1 protein-coding gene is annotated in these 19,466 nt (G+C 68.1%); it reads left to right on the top strand.

From position 1 onward, the window contains the following. Positions 1-4 precede the first annotated feature (4 nt). The gene (locus tag ISN38_RS00550) at positions 5-19,261 is read left to right on the top strand and encodes a non-ribosomal peptide synthase/polyketide synthase (protein WP_206712008.1); all 19,257 of its coding nucleotides are present in this window, start codon (positions 5-7) and stop codon (positions 19,259-19,261) included. Positions 19,262-19,466: the final 205 nt, after the last annotated feature.

The raw sequence follows: 19,466 nt of genomic DNA on the forward strand, positions 1-19,466 counted from the left end.
CCCTATGTCCTCCTCCAAGCTTCCGCAGGATATTTCGACGCTGACCAAGGAGGAGGCCAACCGACTCTGGGCCTTGTTGTCCAAGGCGGCACCTGCAGCCGATGCGCAGGAGACGATCCAGCCACGCAACGGCGACGAGGCGCCGCCGCTGTCCTTCGCCCAGCAGCGGCTGTGGTTCCTGGCCCAGCTCGATGCACAGGCCGATCTGGCCTATCTGATGCCCAACGGCCTGCGCCTGCGCGGCCGGCTGGACCGCCATGCCCTGCGCCAGGCACTGGACCGCATCGTCGCCCGCCACGCGACCTTGCGTACCCGCATCGGCCTGCACCAGGACCAACCGGTCCAGATCGTCGACGCCGCCGACGTCGGCTTCCGGCTCTGCGAACACGATCTGAGCGCCTGTCCCGATCCAGAAGCCCAGGCACAGATCCACGCCGAACAGGAAACCCAGACACCCTTCGATCTGGCCCACGACACCCTGGCACGCGGCCAACTGCTGCACCTGGGCGAGGACGACCATGTCCTGCTCGTCACCCTGCACCACCTGGTTTCCGATGGCTGGTCCATGGGCCTGCTCATGCACGAACTGACCACGCTCTATGCCGCCTTCGCGCTTGGTCAGCCCGATCCGCTGCCCCCGTTGCCGCTGCAATACGCCGATATCGCCGTATGGCAGCGCGGCCACATTACCGGTCAGGTTCTGCAACGCCAAAGGGACTTCTGGCTGGAACATCTTCGCGACGCCCCCGCCCTGCTGGACCTGCCGAGCGACCGACCCCGACCGGCGCTGCAGGACTACCGCGGCGACACCGTCGGCATCACATTGGATGCCGACCTCACCGACGCGCTACGCCGTTTCAGCCAGCGCCATGGCACCACGCTGTTCATGACCATGCTGGCCAGTTGGGCGGTATTGCTGGGACGCCTGTCCGGCCAGGACCAAGTGGTCATCGGCACGCCCGTGGCCAATCGCACCCGCAGCGAACTGGAACCGTTGATCGGCTTGTTCGTCAACACCCAGGCGCTGTGCATCGATCTGCGCGCCAACCCGAGCATCGCCCAAGTCCTGGCGCAGGTCCGCGCCACCGCGCTGGCGGCACAAGACCATCAGGACCTGCCGTTCGAGCAGGTCATCGAAGCAGTCAGCCCAGAACGTAGCCTTGCCTATTCCCCGCTGTTCCAGGTCATGCTCGCGTGGCAGAGCACACCCAACGCCGAACCCTCACTGCCGGGCCTGCGCCTGAGTCCGATCGACAAAGCCGTCAGCGACGCCAAGTTCGACCTCGACCTGTCGCTGCACGAGGCCGACGACCGCATCGTCGGCGGTCTGTGCTATGCCACCGCACTGTTCGACCGCGACACCATCGAGCGCCACGTGGTCCTGTTCGTCCGCATGCTTCATGGCATGCTCGCCGACGATCAAGTCCGCATCGCACAGCTACCGCTGCTGCGCGACGAAGACCGCAGGCAACTCCTGCAGCAGTTCAACGCCACCACGATGGCGCTACCTGCCGCCGGCTGCGTCCACGACCTATTCGAAGCGCAAGCCCGACGCACGCCCGATGCCATCGCCCTGGTTGCCGGCCACTCACAGCTCCGCTATGCCGAGCTGGACGCGCTCGCCAATCGACTGGCAGCCCGGCTGGTCGCACTCGGCATTGGCCCGGAACGCCGTGTTGCGATCCGTCTCGAACGCAGCCCCGAGCTGATTGTCGCCCTGCTTGCGGTGCTCAAGGCCGGCGGCGCCTACGTGCCTATCGACCCGGCCTATCCAATCGAACGCAGCGTCTATCTGCTGGAAGATAGTCAGGCGTGCGTGCTGTTGACCACCACCGCACTGGAAGCAGAGCTGCGTTTCAGCGACGTCCTGCGCACCATCAGTGTCCTGTTGATGGACCAGCCCGACGCCAGCGCCCAGCATGACGCAGCACTGGATACGCCCGCACCTGCCCCGGCCGCGTATCCGCAGCAGCCGGCCTACGCGATCTACACCTCCGGCTCCAGCGGACAGCCCAAGGGCGTGCTGGTCGAACACCGGCAGCTGTGCAATCTGATCCATTGGCATATCGCGCGCTTCGGCCTACAACCAGGCGAACGCTGCACCTCGCTGGCGGGCCTTGGCTTCGATGCCGCCACCTGGGAAATCTGGCCGGCGCTATGCGCCGGTGCCACCTTGCTGCTGGCACCGGCCGCAGCCAGTGCCGATCCCGGCGCGCTGCTCGCTTGGTGGCGACAGCAGCAGATGCATAGCAGCTTCCTGCCCACACCGCTGGCCGAAATCGCCCTGCGCGAGCCGGGTCTGCCGTCGACGCTGCGCGTGCTGCTCACCGGCGGCGATCGGCTCGGCGCAATCGCGCAGCTGCCATCGGTTCAACTTATCAACAACTATGGTCCCACCGAGACCACGGTGGTGGCGACCTCGGCGCAGGTCACGCGCGCCAGCGTGCTGCCCGGCATCGGCCAGCCGATCGCCAACACCCGTGCCTATGTACTGGACGCACACGGCCAGTTGGCGCCGATCGACGTCGTCGGCGAACTGCATCTTGCCGGACGTCAGCTCGCCCGCGGCTACCTCGGCCGCCCTGGACCGACCGCCGAACGCTTCGTCCCCGATCCGTTCGCCGAGCAGCCCGGCCAGCGCATGTACAAGACCGGCGACCTGGTGCGCTGGCGCGCCGACGGCAGCCTGGATTTTCTTGGCCGCAACGACGCGCAGGTCAAGCTGCGCGGGGTGCGCATCGAACTCGGCGAGATCGAAGCGGTACTGCGCGCCTGCGATGGCGTGCGAGAGGCCGTCGTCCTCGCCCGGGAGGATAGCCCTGGCGATACCAGATTGGTCGCCTACCTGGTTGGTGACGCGACACCGGGCGACGCTGCCATCTGCCTCGGTGCAGACAGGCTGCGCGCCCAACTGGCCACACGCCTCCCCGACGCCATGATTCCGGTGGCGTATGTCCGGCTGGATGCCCTCCCGCTGACCACGAACGGCAAACTCGATCGGCGCGCACTCCCACTACCCGACACGGACGCCTTCGATGTACAGGCCTATGCCGCTCCCGAGGGCGAGCTGGAAACCATGCTCGCCGCGCTGTGGAGCGAACTGCTTGGCGTCGACCAGATCGGTCGTCACGACAGTTTCTTCGCCCTGGGCGGACATTCCTTGTTGGGCACGCGGCTGATCTCGCGCATCCGTCGCATGCTCGGCCTGGAACTGCCGTTGGCCGCGTTGTTCATGCAGCCACGCCTGGCCGAGATGGCGCGCGCCATGGACAGCCTCGCGGCCAGCCAACTGCCGGCCATCGTTCCGCTACCCCGCGAAGGCGACCTGCCGCTGTCCTTCGCCCAGCAACGGCTGTGGTTTCTCGCTCAGCTCGATGCCCAGGCCGACCTGGCCTACGCGATGCCCGGCGGCGTGGAACTGCACGGCGCATTGGACCTGGCGGCACTGCGGCAGGCGCTGGATCGCATCGTCGCCCGCCATGAGGCATTGCGCACCACCTTCGTGGCCAGCGGCGACAGCGCCATCCAGCGCATCGCCCCAGCCGAGGTCGGCTTTGCGCTGGACTGCATCGACCTGCGCCACGCGCACGATCCCGACGCCGACGCACAACGCCTGGCCGAGCAGGAAGCCAACACGCCCTTCGACCTGGAACACGGACCGCTGATCCGCGGCCGCCTGCTGCGCCTGGCCGAGCACCGCCATCGTCTGCTCGTGACGATGCACCACATCGTCACCGATGGCTGGTCGATCGGCCTGTTGCTGCGCGAACTCGGCGCCCTGTACGCCGCCTTCGTCCAGGGCCAGCCCGATCCGCTGCCGCCCCTGCCGATCCAGTACGCCGACTACACCTTGTGGCAGCGCCGCTGGCTCGATGGTCCGCTGCTGCAGCGCCAGCTCGATTTCTGGCGCGACCACCTGGAGGGCGCACCGACGCTGCTGGCATTGCCGACCGATCACCCGCGCCCCGCCCTGCAGGACTACCGCGGCGACAGCGTCGATCTGACCCTCGATGCCGATCTCACCGAGGCTCTCACGGCCTTGAGCCAACGCCACGGCACCACGCTGTTCATGACCGTCTTGGCCGCCTGGGGCGCCCTGCTGGCGCGCCTGTCCGGACAGGACGAGGCCGTCATCGGCACCCCGATCGCCAACCGCACCTGCAGCGAACTGGAGCCGTTGATCGGCTTCTTCGTCAACACCCAGGCCTTGCGTATCGACCTGCGTGGCAATCCCTCGGTCGCCGAGCTGCTGGCGCAGGTGCGCAGCACCGCCCTGGTCGCGCAGGACCATCAGGACCTGCCCTTCGAGCAGGTCATCGAAGCGCTCAACCCGGCGCGCCATCTCGGCCATCACCCCGTCTTCCAGGCCATGCTGGTCTGGCAAAACAACGTGGACGTCGCGCTGGATCTGCCTGGCCTGCACAGTCGGGTGCTGGAACAAGACAACGCCACCGCCAAGTTCGATCTGCAACTGACCTTGCAAGTGCAGGACGCACACATCGCCGGTCAGCTCACCTACGCCACCGCGCTGTTCGAGCGCGACACCATCGAGCGCCATCTGGCCCAGTTCGTGACGCTGTTGCACAGCATGGTCGCCGACGACCACGCATGCGTCGTGCAACTGCCGCTGCTGCCGGACGACGAACACGCGCAGTTGCACGGCTTCAATGCCACCGCCACCGACCTCGACGGCACGGGCTACCTGCACCGCGTCATCGAAGTGCAGGCGCAGCGCAGGCCCGACGCCATCGCCGTGACTGATGACCACGGCACGCTCAGCTATGCCGACCTCGATGCCCGCGCCAACCAACTCGCCCATCACCTGATCGTGTTGGGCGTGGTGCCGGAAAGCAGTGTCGCCGTTTGCTTGCCGCGCAGTATCGACCTGGTCGTCGCCCTGCTGGCGATCCTCAAGGCCGGTGCGGCATACCTGCCGCTGGACAGCGACGTGCCGGCCGCGCGTCTCGACACCATGCTCGCCGATGCGCGGCCCCGCGTGTTGCTGGCCCATCGCGAGACTGCGGCGCTGTTGACGCCACGCGACGACCGGCACACCGTGTTGCTGGACGCCGACGCGGCGTGGTGGGCCACCGTTTCCACGCAAGCGCCCACGGTGGCACTGCTCCCGCAGCACCCGGCCTACGTTATCTACACCTCCGGCTCCACCGGCACCCCCAAGGGCGTGGTCAACACCCATGCCGCCATCGACAACCGCCTGCTGTGGATGCAGCAGGCACTGCGGCTGCAACCCGAACAGCGCGTGTTGCAGAAAACCCCGGTCGGCTTCGACGTGTCGGTGTGGGAGCTGTTCTGGCCGCTGCGCGTGGGCGCGCGTCTGGTGCTGGCGGAACCGGGCGGCCACAAGGATCCGGCCTATCTGACCGACCTGATCGAGCAGACCGGCATCGATACCGTGCACTTCGTGCCCTCGATGCTGCGCGTGTTTCTCGAGACCTTGCCGGACGGCGCCTGCGCGACGCTGCAGCGCATTGTCTGCAGCGGCGAGGCGCTGCCGGCGGATCTGGCGCATGCAACACGGGAGCGCCTGCCGCAGGCACGCCTGTACAACCTCTACGGCCCGACCGAAGCAGCGGTGGACGTCAGCGTCTGGCAATGCACCGCGGCCGACACCCACAGCGTGCCGATCGGCCGGCCGATCGCCAATACGCAGTTGCACGTGCTCGATGCACAGCGGCAGCGCTCGCCCATCGGTGTGGCCGGTGAACTGCAGATCGCCGGCGTGCAGCTGGCGCGCGGCTATCTGGGCCGCCCGGACCTGACCGCCGAACGCTTCGTCCCCGACCCGTTCGCCGAGCAGCCCGGCCAGCGCATGTACCGCACTGGCGATGTGGCGTGCTGGCGTGCCAACGGCGCGCTGGAGTACCTCGGCCGCAACGATCACCAGGTCAAACTGCGCGGCGTGCGCATCGAACTTGGCGAGATCGAAGCCGCCTTGCGTGCCTGCGGCGTGCGCGAGACGGTGGTCGTCGTCGATGGTGCCGATAACAAACGGCTGATCGCCTATCTCGTCGGCGACGGTGCGGCTACAGATCCAACCGCCCTGCGCGCCCAACTCGCCGCGCGCCTGCCCGAGTACATGGTCCCCGCGGCCTTCGTCCACATGGACGCGTTGCCGCTCACGCCCAACGGCAAGCTGGATCGTGCCGCCTTGCCCGCAGCGGACACCGACGCACTGGTCGCGAACGCCTACGCCGCGCCCGAAGGCGAACTGGAAACCCTGCTCGCCACGCTGTGGCGCGAGTTGCTCGACGTGCCGCAGGTCGGCCGCCACGACAACTTCTTCGCACTCGGAGGCCATTCGCTGCTGGCGGTCAAGCTGATCGAGCGCCTGCGCCGGCTTGGCTGGCAGTTGGAAGTCCGCGCCCTGTTCGGCACGCCCACCGTCGCCGGGCTGGCCAATAGCCTGCACAGCGCCTCCCAGGTGGTCGTCCCGCCCAACCGCATCGAGGCCGACTGTAGTCGCATCACGCCCGACCTGCTGCCGCTGCTGGAACTGACCCAGGCCGAGATCGACACGGTGGTGGCCAACGTCGACGGCGGCACGGCCAACGTGCAGGACATCTATCCGCTGGCGCCGCTGCAGGAAGGCCTGCTGTTCCATCACCTGGCCGATCCCCTCGCCGATCCGTACCTGCAATCCTCGCTGCTGGCCTTCTCGACATCCGAGCAGCGCGTCGCCTTCCTCGATGCGCTCGACCAGGTCATCGCCCGCCACGACATCCTGCGCACCGGCGTGGTCTGGCAGCACCTGCGCGTGCCCGTGCAGGTGGTCTGGCGCCAGGCCACGTTGCCACGGCATGTGCACGTCTTCGACGGCCCCGATCGGACCACGGCGCTGCAGCACTGGATGCATGCGCCCGAGGCCGCACTGCGCCTGCAGCAGGCGCCGCTGATTCACGCCCACCTGGCCGACGATCCGGCCCGCGGCCGCTGGCTGCTCGGCCTGCAGCACCATCACCTGGCGATGGACCACACCACCCTGGAACTGCTCATCGAAGAGGTGCGCGCGCATCTGGCCGGACAGCAGCACCAGTTGCCGACACCGCTGCCGTTCCGGGACTTCGTCGCCCACACCCTGGCGGGCGTCTCCGCGCAGGAGCACCAGGCCTTCTTCACCAAGATGCTGGGCGACATCGAGACGCCCACCGCGCCGTTCGGGGTGTTCGCCCCGGTGCGCGATCTGGAGAGCCTGCAACACCTCCACCAGGAGCTGCCCACCACGCTCGCCCAAGCCGTCCGCGCCCAGGCGCGGCGCCATGGCGTCACCGCGGCCAGCCTGTTCCATCTGGCCTACGCGCTGCTGCTGGCGCGCAGCAGCGGCCGCGACGAGGTGGTATTCGGTACCGTGCTGTTCGGCCGCATGCATGCCAGCGTCGGCGTGGACCGCGTGCTGGGCATGTTCCTCAACACCTTGCCGATCCGCCTGGGCGGTCGCGGCCACAACGTGGTGCAGGCCCTTCATCACACCCAGCAAGCCCTGGCGCGCCTGTTCCACCACGAGCATGCGCCGCTGGCGCTGGCCCAACGTTGCAGTGCGGTGGAACCGACGCTGCCGCTGCTCAATGCCATGCTCAACTACCGCTATGCCGGCGGCAGCAACGTGCTGGGCGACGAGGCCCATCCACACCACGATGTCTTGCACGAGGTACAGCATATCGGCGCGCAGGAGCGCACCCATTATCCGCTGGCGGTGTCGGTCGACGACCGCACCGCCGACGGCGGCTTCTCCTTGGATGTGCAGTGCGTGGAACAGATCGGCAGCGAGCGCGTGGCGGCGCTGCTGCTGCAGACCGTGCAGGCGCTGGTAAACGCGCTGGAGCATGCGCCGGAGACTGTGTTACATGCGCTGGAGTTACTACCCGCCGAAGAGCGCGTGCGGCTGCAGCGCTTCAACACCACCGCTACCGATCTCGACGGCACGGGCTACCTGCACCACCAGATCGAAGTGCAAGCACAGCGCACACCACACGCCATCGCCTTGGTGGAAGGCCAGGAGGAGCTCAGCTACGCCGCGCTCGAGGCCAGCTCCAACCAGCTAGCTCACCACCTGATCGCGTTGGGCGTTGTGCCGGAAAGCCGTGTCGCCGTGTGCCTGCCGCGCAGTATCGATCTGATCGTGGCACTGCTCGCTGTCCTCAAAGCAGGCGCGGCGTACTTGCCGCTGGACAGCGACGTGCCGCCCGCGCGTCTCGACACCATGCTCGCCGATGCACGGCCCCGCGTGCTGCTGGCCCATCGCGAGACCGCGGCACTGCTAGCGCAATGCGCTGATCGGCACAGCGTGCTACTGGACGCCGACGCCGCGTTGTGGGCCACCACTTCCACGCAAGCGCCCACGGTGGCACTGCACCCGCAACACCCGGCCTACGTCATCTACACCTCCGGCTCCACCGGCACGCCCAAGGGCGTGGTCAACACCCATGCCGCCATCGACAACCGCCTGCAGTGGATGCAGCAAGAGCTGCAGCTGCAACCCGGGCAGCGCGTCTTGCAGAAAACCCCGGTCGGCTTCGACGTCTCGGTGTGGGAACTGTTCTGGCCGCTGCGCGTGGGCGCGCGTCTGGTATTGGCGCAACCCGGTGGGCACAAGGATCCTGCCTATTTGACCGACCTGATCGAGCAGAACAGCATCGACACAGTGCACTTCGTGCCCTCAATGCTGCGCGTGTTCCTGGATGTCTTGCCGCAAGGCACATGCGCCAGCTTGCGGCGCATTGTCTGCAGCGGCGAGGCGCTGCCGGCGGATCTGGCGCATGCAACACGGGAGCGCCTGCCAAACGCACGCCTGTACAACCTCTACGGCCCGACCGAAGCGGCGGTGGATGTCAGCGTCTGGGAATGCACCGATGCCGACGCCAACGGCGTGCCGATCGGCCGACCGATCGCCAATACCCGCCTGCACGTGCTCGATGCGCATGGTCAGTTGACTCCGATCGGCGTGGCCGGCGAACTGCAGATCGCCGGCGTGCAGCTGGCACGCGGCTATCTGGGCCGCCCCGACCTGACCGCCGAACGCTTCGTCCCCGATCCGTTCGCCATGCAACCCGGCCAGCGCATGTACCGCACTGGCGATGTGGCGCGCTGGCGTGCCGACGGCGCACTGGACTATCTCAGCCGCAACGATCACCAGATCAAGCTGCGCGGCGTGCGCATCGAACTGGGCGAGATCGAAGCCGCCTTGCGCACCTGCGCCGGCGTGCGCGACGCCGCAGTGCTGCTGCGCCAGGACAACACCAACAAGCCGCGCCTGGTCGCCTACGTGGTCGGCGATACCGAGGTGCTCGCCGCCGCCACGCTGCGCACGCAACTGGCCGCACGTCTGCCCCACACCATGCTGCCCAGCGCCTACGTGCCGCTGGACGCCTTGCCGCTGAGCGCCAACGGCAAACTCGACCGCCGCGCCCTGCCGGCGCCGGATGCCGATGCGCTGGCGACGCAGACCTACGTCGCCCCCGAAGGCGAGCGCGAAATCCTGCTCGCCGCCCTGTGGAGCGACCTGCTCGGCGTCGAACAGGTCGGTCGCCACGACAGCTTCTTCGCCCTCGGCGGTCACTCCCTGCTGGCTGTGCGGCTGATCTCGCGCGTTCGCGCCTCGCTCGGACTGGAACTGCCCCTGGCCACGCTGTTCGCCCACCCACGCCTGGCCGATCTGGCCCAGGCCCTGGACAGCGCCGCTGCCAGCACCCTGCCCGCCATCGTGCCGGCCGAGCGCAGCGCACCGCTGCCGCTGTCCTTCGCCCAGCAACGGCTGTGGTTCCTCGCCCAGCTCGATCCTCAGGCCGATCTGGCCTATCTGATGCCCAACGGCCTGCGCCTGCGCGGCAAGTTGGATCGCCATGCCCTGCGCCAGGCGCTGGACCGCATCGTCGCCCGCCACGAGAGCTTGCGCACCCGCATCGCCCTGTACCAGGACGACCCGGTCCAGATCATCGCCCCCGCCACGATCGGCCTGCGCTTGCGCGAACACGATCTCAGCGGCCATCCAGAGCCCGAGACTGAGCTGCTGCGTCTAGCCGAACAGGAAACGCGCACGCCCTTCGACCTGGCCCACGACACCCTGGCCCGCGGCCAGCTGCTGCGCCTGGGCGAGCACGAGCATATTCTGCTCGTCACCTTGCACCACCTGGTCGCCGACGGCTGGTCGATGGGCGTGCTGGTGCACGAACTGGGTGCGCTCTACGCCGCCTTCGCCCAAGGCCGGCCCGATCCGCTGCCGCCGCTGCCGATCCAGTACGCCGACTACAGCCTGTGGCAACGTCGCTGGCTCGATGGGCCGCTGCTGCAGCGCCAGCTCGACTTCTGGCGCGACCACCTGCAGGACGCGCCGGCGCTGCTGGAATTACCCACCGACCGCCCGCGCCCGGCGCGACCGGACTCCGGCGGCGACACCGTCGAGTGCGCGCTCGATGCCGAGCTCAGCGCTGCGCTGACAGCGCTGAGCCAGCGCCACGGGAGCACTTTGTTCATGACCCTGCTGGCCGCCTGGGGCGTGCTGCTGGCGCGCCTGTCCGGCCAGGAGCAGGTGGTCATCGGGATGCCGGTCGCCAACCGCACCCGCAGCGAACTGGAGCCGTTGATCGGCCTGTTCGTCAACACCCAGGCGCTGCGCATCGACCTGCGGGGCGAGCCCTCGTTCGCCGAACTGTTGGGCCAGGTGCGCGCTACCGCGCTGGCCGCACAGGCGCATCAGGACGTGCCCTTCGAGCAGGTGATCGAAGCGCTCAACCCGGCGCGCAACCTGGCCCACCATCCGCTGTTCCAGGTCATGTTCGCCTGGCAGAACACCCCCAGCGTCGCGCTGGAACTGCACGATCTGCACCTGCACAGCGTGCAAGGTCCATCTCCGATCAGCAAGTTCGATCTGGAGCTGGCGCTGCACGAGCGCGACGGAACCATCGTCGGCACGCTCGGCTATGCCACGGCGCTGTTCGAGCGCAGCACCGTGCAGCGCTTCCTCGCCAGCTTCGTCCATCTGCTGCGGGCCATGTCCTCGCACGACCACGTGCCGGTGGCCCGGTTGCCTTTGCTGGATGCGCCGCAGCGCCAGCACCTGCTGGCCGTGTTCGGCACGGGGCCGACCGTCGCCATGCCGGCGCAGTCCGTGCACCGGCTGTTCGAAGCCCAAGCGCAGCGCACGCCCGATGCCATCGCCGTGGTCGCCGACCAGCAGTGCGTCAGTTATGCCGCACTCGACGCACGCGCCAACCGGCTGGCGCAGCGTTTGCTCGCGCTGGGCCTGCGCACAGGCGCGCAGGTAGCCATTGCGCTGCCGCGCTCGATCGAGTTGATCGTCGCGCAATTGGCCGTGCTCAAGTGCGCGGCGGTCTATGTGCCGCTGGATTGCGCGCATCCGCGCGAGCGCCTGCTCGCGCTGATCGCCGATGCACAGGCCCAGGTGCTGATCCAGGAACCCGACGGCATGCTCGCTCCGGCAGGCGTGACCTGCCTCAGCTTGGCCGATCTCGACGACGCGAACACAGCCGCGCCACCGGCGATCGCCGTGCCGGCCACGGCCACGGCCTACGTCATGTACACCTCTGGCTCCACCGGCACGCCCAAGGGTGTGGCGGTGTCGCATGCGGCTGTGCTGGCCTTCGCACTCAGCCAGCAACATGCGCCGTTGCAGCCGCAGGACCGCGTCGCCTTCCTCGCCAATCCCGCCTTCGATGCCAGTACATTCGAGATATGGGCCACGCTGCTGCATGGCGCGGCCATCGTCGTCGTCGATCAGCAGACCCTGCTCGACCCGAACGCACTGGCGCGGTACCTGACCGCCAGCGAGGTCAGCATCCTGCATCTGACCGCCGGGCTGTTGCCCGGCTACTGGCAGGCTATGCGCACATTCCTGCCGACGCTGCGTTGCCTGCTCACCGGCGGCGACAGCGTCGATGCCGGTACCATCGCCGCGATCCTGGCCCAGGCCGCGCCACAACGGCTGCTGCATTGTTATGGCCCGACCGAAACCACCACCTTCAGCGTGGTCCATCCGGTCGCGACAGTAGCCGCAGACGCGGCACGGATCCCGCTCGGCCGGCCGTTGCCGGGCAGCCGTGCGTATGTGCTCGATCGCCACGGTCAGCCGGTTCCGATCGGCGTGGCCGGCGAAGTGCACATCGCCGGTGTGCAGTTGGCGCAGGGCTATCTGCACCGCCCCGACCTGACCGCCGAACGCTTCGTCCCCGATCCGTTCGCCGAACAAGCCGGCGAGCGCATGTACCGCACCGGTGACCTGGCGCGCTGGTGCGATGACGGACTGTTGGAGTCCCTCGGCCGCAACGACGATCAGATCAAGCTGCGCGGCTTCCGCATCGAGCTTGGAGAAATCCAAGCGGCCTTGCGCGCCTGCGACGGCATACGCGAGGCGGTGGTCATCGCCCGCCAGGACAGCCCTGGCGAGCAACGTCTGGTCGCCTATCTGGTTGGCGACGGCGCCGCGCCCAGCCCCGAGGCATTGCGTACCCAGCTAGGTCTGCGCCTGCCCGACTACATGGTGCCCAGCGCCTACGTGCGACTGGACGCCCTGCCGCTGACCGCCAACGGCAAGCTCGATCGCCGCGCACTGCCGGCGCCCGACGCAAGCGCCCTCGCGCTGCAGACCTACCTGGCCCCCGAGGGCGAGCTGGAGATCTTGTTGGCCGGACTATGGAGCGAGCTGCTCGGCGTCGAGCAGATCGGCCGCCACGACAGTTTCTTCGCCCTGGGTGGCCATTCCCTGCTGGCGGTACGGTTGATCTCGCGCATCCGCAGCGCGCTGGGCGTCGAACTGCCCCTGGCAACGCTGTTTACCCAACCTTGCCTGGCCGACATCGCCATCGCCCTGCGCAGTGCGGTAGCCAGCACATTGCCGGCGATCGTGCCGGTGCAGCGCGAGGGCACTCTGTCGCTGTCGTTTGCGCAACAACGCCTCTGGTTCCTGTCCCAGCTCGACGCCCGTGCCGCACAGGCCTATCTGCTGGCCGGCGGGGTGGACCTGCACGGCGAACTGGATCTGCCCGCGCTGCAACGGGCGCTGGATCGCATCGTCGCCCGCCACGAAGCGCTGCGCACCAGTTTCGTCTCCATCGACGACGGCGCTACGCAGATCATCGCACCACCGGACATCGGCTTTGCGCTGCACTGCATCGATCTGCGTCAGTCAGCAGATCCGTACGCCGATGCCCAACGCCATGCCGAACAGGAGGCCAGCACTGCCTTCGATCTGGAACATGGACCGCTGATCCGCGGCCGCCTGCTGCGCCTGGACGCGCATGAGCATCGTTTGCTGCTCACCATGCACCACATCGTCACCGATGGCTGGTCCATGGGCCTGCTGGTGCGCGAACTCAGCACCCTGTATGCCGCCTTCGCTTTGGGCCAGCCCGATCCGCTGCCGCCGCTGCCGATCCAGTACGCCGACTACGCCCAGTGGCAGCGTTGCTGGCTCGAAGGCCCGCTGCTGCAACGCCAGCTGAGCTTCTGGCGCGAGCATCTGCAAGGTGCCCCGGCGCTGCTGGAACTGCCCACCGACCGCCCGCGTCCAGCGCTGCAGGACTACAGCGGCGACAGCATCGAAATCGCCCTCGATGCCGAACTCACCAGCGCCTTGCGCGCCTTGAGCCAGCGTCACGGCAGCACCGTCTTCATGACCGTATTGGCCGCCTGGTCAGTGCTGCTGTCGCGCCTGTCTGGACAGGACGAAGTCGTGATCGGCGCGCCTGTCGCCAACCGCACCCGTAGCGAACTCGAAGCGCTGATCGGCTTCTTCGTCAACGCACAGGCGCTGCGGATCGACCTGAGCGCCAATCCCTCTGTCGCCGAGCTGCTGGCCCAGGTGCGCAACACCGCCCTGGCCGCGCAGGACCATCAGGACCTGCCCTTCGAGCAGGTCATCGAGGCGCTCAACCCCGAGCGCAGCCTGGCCTCGCAGCCGGTGTTCCAGGTCGTGCTGACCTGGCAGAACGTCCCCGAGGCCGACCTGACCCTGCCTGGCCTGCGGCTGCAGCCCATCCAGGCCCAGGCACGCGATGCCAAGTTCGATCTGGAGCTGTTCCTGGGCGAAGTCGGAGATCGCATCGTCGGCAGCCTGAACTACGCCACCGCGCTGTTCGACCGCGGGACCATCGAACGCCAGCTGGCCCAGTTCGTTCAGTTACTTGCCGGCATGGCCGCCGACGCGCAAGCACGCATCGCGCAACTGCCGTTGCTGCCCGCCGACGAACGCGCCCAGTTGCACAACTTCACCGCCACAGAGACCGCTCCTCCGGCGCAAGCCACGTGCATCCACCACCTGTTCGAAAACCAGGTGCGCCGCACGCCCGATGCCATCGCGTTGCTGGATGGCGATGTCCAACTCAGCTACGCCGCGCTCGACGCGCGCGCCAACCAGTTGGCCCATCGCCTGCACAAACTGGGCGTTGGACCGGAGAGCCGAGTCGCGCTGTACCTGCCGCGCGGGATAGATCAAGTCGTGGCGCTGCTCGCCGTCCTCAAGGCCGGTGCGGCCTATCTGCCGCTGGATCCGGAGTTGCCCAGCGAACGCCTGGCCTTCCTGCTGGAAGACAGCCGCCCGCGTGCAGTGCTGACCTGCACCGAGCTGCAGGATCGCCTGCCCGCCAGCCGCGCCATGCTGCGCGTCAGCGTGCTGACGCTGGACACGGACATGGATGTAGGTGCGGACGATCCCGGCGCACCGATGGTCCCCGGCCTATGCCCGGACAACCTGGCCTATGTCATCTACACCTCAGGTTCCACCGGCCAGCCCAAGGGCACGTTGCTCACTCACGCCGGCGCTGCGCATTACCTGCAATGGGCCATCGCCACCTATCGTCCGTTCCCGAGTGCAGTGGTGTCTTCCTCGCTGGCCTTCGATGCAACGCTGACCAGCCTGCTCGCCCCACTGCTGTGCGGTGCACGGGTCGAACTGCTGCCCGAGCACGACACGCTCGACGCCTTGCGCCAGCGCCTGTGCGATCCCAGCCCGCTGGGCCTGGTCAAACTCACCCCGGCCCATCTGGAAGTGCTCGGTCAGCAGTTGACCGATCATCCAGGACCGCTCAGCCCGGCAGTGATGGTGATCGGCGGCGAAGCCCTGCCCGCAGCAACACTCGCACGCTGGCAGACCCTCGCACCACACACGCGGCTGATCAACGAATACGGCCCTACCGAAACCGTGGTCGGCTGCGTGGTCCACGACACCACCAGCGAAGACGCACTGGACCCCAGCGGCCGCGTGCCGATTGGTCAGCCCATCGCGCATCTGCGCATCCACGTGCTCGACGCGCACGGTCAGCTGGCACCGATCGGTGTCAGCGGTCACCTGCATATCGCCGGCCCGCAGCTAGCGCGCGGCTACCTGGGCCGTCCCGATCTGACCGCCGAACGCTTCGTCCCCGATCCGTTCGCAGAACAGCCCGGCCAACGCATGTACCGCAGCGGCGATCTGGCCTGCTGGCGTGCCGACGGCACCCTGGACTTCCTCGGCCGCAACGACGATCAGGTCAAGCTGCGCGGCTTCCGTATCGAACTGAGCGAAATCGCCGCCGCGCTGCGCGCCTGCCCCGGCGTGCACGACGCCGTCGTGCTGCTGCGCGAAGACACTCCCGGCGAGCCGCACCTGGTCGCCTATCTGGTCACCGAACAGCCCGAGCAAGCCGAGCCGTCTGCGCTGCGCGACACCTTGGCCACGCGTCTGCCCGAGGTCATGCTACCGACTGCATACGTGCGACTCGACGCCTTGCCATTGACCGCCAATGGCAAGCTCGATCGCCGCGCTCTGCCGGCAGCCGATGCCGATGCGCTCGCCGTCCAGGCCTATGCGCCCCCCGAAGGCGAGCTGGAAACGTTGCTGGCCGCGCTGTGGGGCGAGCTGCTTGGCGTCGAACGCATCGGCCGCCACGACAGCTTCTTCGCACTTGGCGGCCACTCCCTGCTTGGCGTGCGCCTGATCTCGCGCATCCGCAGCACGCTCGGCCTGGAACTGCCGTTGGCCGCGCTGTTCGCCCAGCCGCGCCTGGCTGAGCTGGCCCAGGTCCTGGGAGAGGCGAGCGCCACCGCTTTGCCACCGATCCTGCCGATGCCGCGCACCGCCCCGATGCCGCTGTCTTTCGCCCAGCAGCGCCTGTGGTTCCTGAACCAGCTCGATCCGCGTACCGGCGCGACCTACATCATGCACCGCGGCGTGCGCCTGAGCGGCAGCTTGCACGTGCAGGCGCTGACCCGTGCGCTGGATCGCATCGTGGCGCGTCACGAAACCTTGCGCACCCACTTCGCCAGCGTGGACGACATCCCGGTGCAGATCATCGCCGCACCGTGCGAACTGGCCTTGCAACGGATCGACCTGAGCAGCGACCCGGCACCGGAAAGCGCCGCCCGCCTGCACGCCCTCAGCGAAGCCAGCACCGGCTTCGACCTCGCCAACGGTCCGTTGGTCAGAGGCCGACTGCTGCGCCTGGCCGAGGACGAGCATGTGCTGCTGCTGAGCATGCATCACATCGTCTCCGACGGCTGGTCCATCGGCGTCGTGATCGAGGAGCTCGGCGCGCTGTACGCGGCCTTCGTCGGCGATGCCCCCGATCCGCTGCCGCCGCTGCCGATCCAGTACGCCGACTACGCCGCCTGGCAACATCGCTGGATCGACAGCCAACTGCAGCAAAAGCAGCTGGATTTCTGGCGCACGCATCTGCGCGATGCGCCAGCCTTGCTGGAGCTGCCCACCGATCGGCCGCGCCCGCCGCTGCAAGACACCAGCGGCGACGATGTGGAGCTGATCCTGGACGAACATCTGAGCATGCGTCTGCAGGCACTGGCCGTGCAGCACGGCGTCACTATCTTCGGTCTGTTGCTGTCTGCATGGGCAGCGCTGTTGGCCCGCTACAGCGGGCAGACCGATCTGGTCATCGGCACACCGTCGGCAGGCCGTAATCGCAGCGAACTGGAACCGTTGATCGGCTTCTTCGTCAACACCTTGCCGTTGCGCATCGACCTGTCCGCTCGACCGACGTTCCTGGAATTGCTGGACCAGGTCCAGACCAAGCTGCTTGCCGCACAAGCCCACCAGGATCTGCCGTTCGAACGCATCATCGAAGCGGTGCGGCCGGTCCGCAGCCTGGCGCATACGCCGTTGTGCCAGACGATGTTTTCCGCCGACACCACGCCTGCCAGCGCACTGGATCTTCCGGACCTGCAGCTGAGCGCTTACCCGAGCGAACATTGCGTCGCCCAGTTCGACCTGTCGCTGGAAATGCAGATCGCTCCCTCGCGGATCGGCGGCGTGCTGCGTTACGCCACCGCGCTGTTCGATCGCAGCACCATGCAGGCGTATCTGCACAACTACGCGCGCCTGCTGGCCGCGCTGGCCGATGCGCCGACGCTGGCGGTGGACCGGCAAGCGTTGCTGGATGCAACCGAATGGCGCGCGTTGCAGCAGTGGAACGGCACGGTCCGCGCATTGCAAACGCCGACAACGATCCACACCGCGTTCCAGGCGCAGGCCCGCATCACACCCGATGCCATCGCCGTCATCGACGGCGCCCGCAGCCTGCGCTATGCCGAACTGGACGCGCACAGCGACCGCATCGCCATGCACCTGAGCGCAGCCGGCGTGCGCACTGGCGATTGCGTGGTCACGTTGCTGCCGCGCAGTGCGGAGCTGGTGGCCGCACAGCTGGGCATCCTCAAGGCAGGCGCGGCCTATGTGCCGCTGGATCCGCGTCAACCCGCGGCCAGGCACGCCCAGTTGGCCGGGGATTGCCAGGCCCGCGCCATCGTGCACGCGGCTGGCGAGGCGCCGCCCTGGAGCGCAGCGCCCTGCCTGGAAATCGCACTGGCCGGGCAACCGACCGCAGCGTTCGCCGCGCCACCGCTGCCGGCCGCCGCGCCCGCCTATGTCATGTACACCTCCGGCTCGAGCGGCAGTCCCAAGGGCGTACTGGTGCCGCACCAGGCGGTGCTCAACCTGGTGCGCGACCCGGACTACGCCCGCTGGCAGGCCGACGACCGCTTCGCCTTCGCGTCCAACCCGGCCTTCGACTCCAGCACGCTGGAAGTGTGGGCGCCGTTGCTGAGCGGTGGCAGTGTGGTGGTGGTGCCCCAGGAGGTCATGCTTGACCCGAGCGTGCTGGCCCAGTTCGTCCGCACACATGCCATCAGCGTGCTGATCCTGGTCGCTGGTGTGCTAAGGGCTTACGCAACCGAGCTGGCGCGCGAGCTGCCGACGCTGCGCTATCTGATCACCGGTGGCGACATCGCCGACCCGCAGGCGTTGGCCACGCTGCTGCGCGACACCCCGCCGCAGACGCTGCTGCAGACCTACGGCCCCACCGAGACCACCCAGTTCGCCACCGCCGTTGCAGTCACCGACGTGCCAGCCGACGGCCAGCGCATTCCGATCGGCAAGCCGATCGGCAATCTGCGCCTGTACGTGCTCGACCGGCATCGCCAGGCGCTGCCGGTCGGCATGCAGGGCGAACTGCATATCGCCGGTCTCGCACTGGCGCTGGGCTATCTGCGACAACCGGCATTGACCGCCGAACAGTTCGTGCCCGATCCCTTCAGCGGGGAACCGGGAGCGCGCATGTACAGGACCGGCGATCTGGGACGCTGGCGCGCCGACGGCCTGCTCGAATGCCTGGGCAGACGCGATGCGCAGAGCAAGATTCGCGGTTTCCGGCTGGAACCGGGCGAGATCGAAGCGGCGCTGCACACCCATCCGCAGGTCGACCAGGCGCTGGTGCGGGTGCGCGATGACACGGCAGGGCAACGCCGTCTGGTCGCCTATGTGATCGGCTCGCAAAACGATGCCATGACGGCGCACGACCCGGACGAATTGCGCCGCCATCTGGCGGCCACGTTGCCCGACTACATGCTGCCCGACGCCTACGTGGGCATGCAGGCCTGGCCGCTCACCGCCAACGGCAAGGTCGACGTGCGTGCGCTGCCCGCGCCCGACGACACCCAGCGGGGGATTGCCGAGGCGGATCCCGCGCAGGGCGCGACCGAATGCGCATTGGCGCAGATCTGGTGCGAATTGCTCGGCGTCGGCATGGTCAACCGGCACGACAATTTCTTCGATATCGGCGGGCATTCGCTGTTGGCGGTGCAACTGGCTACCCGCATCCAGGCCCGGCTCGGGCGCCGGCTGCCGCTGTCGCGGCTGTTCGCCGAGCCCACGCTTGCGCGCATGGCCGCGGCGCTGGCCGACAGTGCCGCCGCGTCCAGCGCCCCGATCGCCGCGCTGGTGGACCGGAGCAGCTATTACGAATGATCTGCCTCGGTCAACGTCCAGCGCAGACGTTGGCGCGCCGCGGATCCACGGCACCCACTTGCCCAGCATGCTCGTGCATCAGGCAAGTGGACGTCACGTTGAGTCAAGCGTGAGGGTTCAGTAACGGGGAAAAAGACGTCCTGCGGTGCAGGTTGGATGCGCCGCGCAGACGGTCTGCGCGTGCGGGTTCGGCGGCATCCCCTGG

Origin of the sequence: Xanthomonas translucens pv. undulosa (genome assembly GCF_017301775.1) — a bacterium.
Taxonomy (GTDB): Bacteria; Pseudomonadota; Gammaproteobacteria; order Xanthomonadales; family Xanthomonadaceae; genus Xanthomonas_A; species Xanthomonas_A translucens.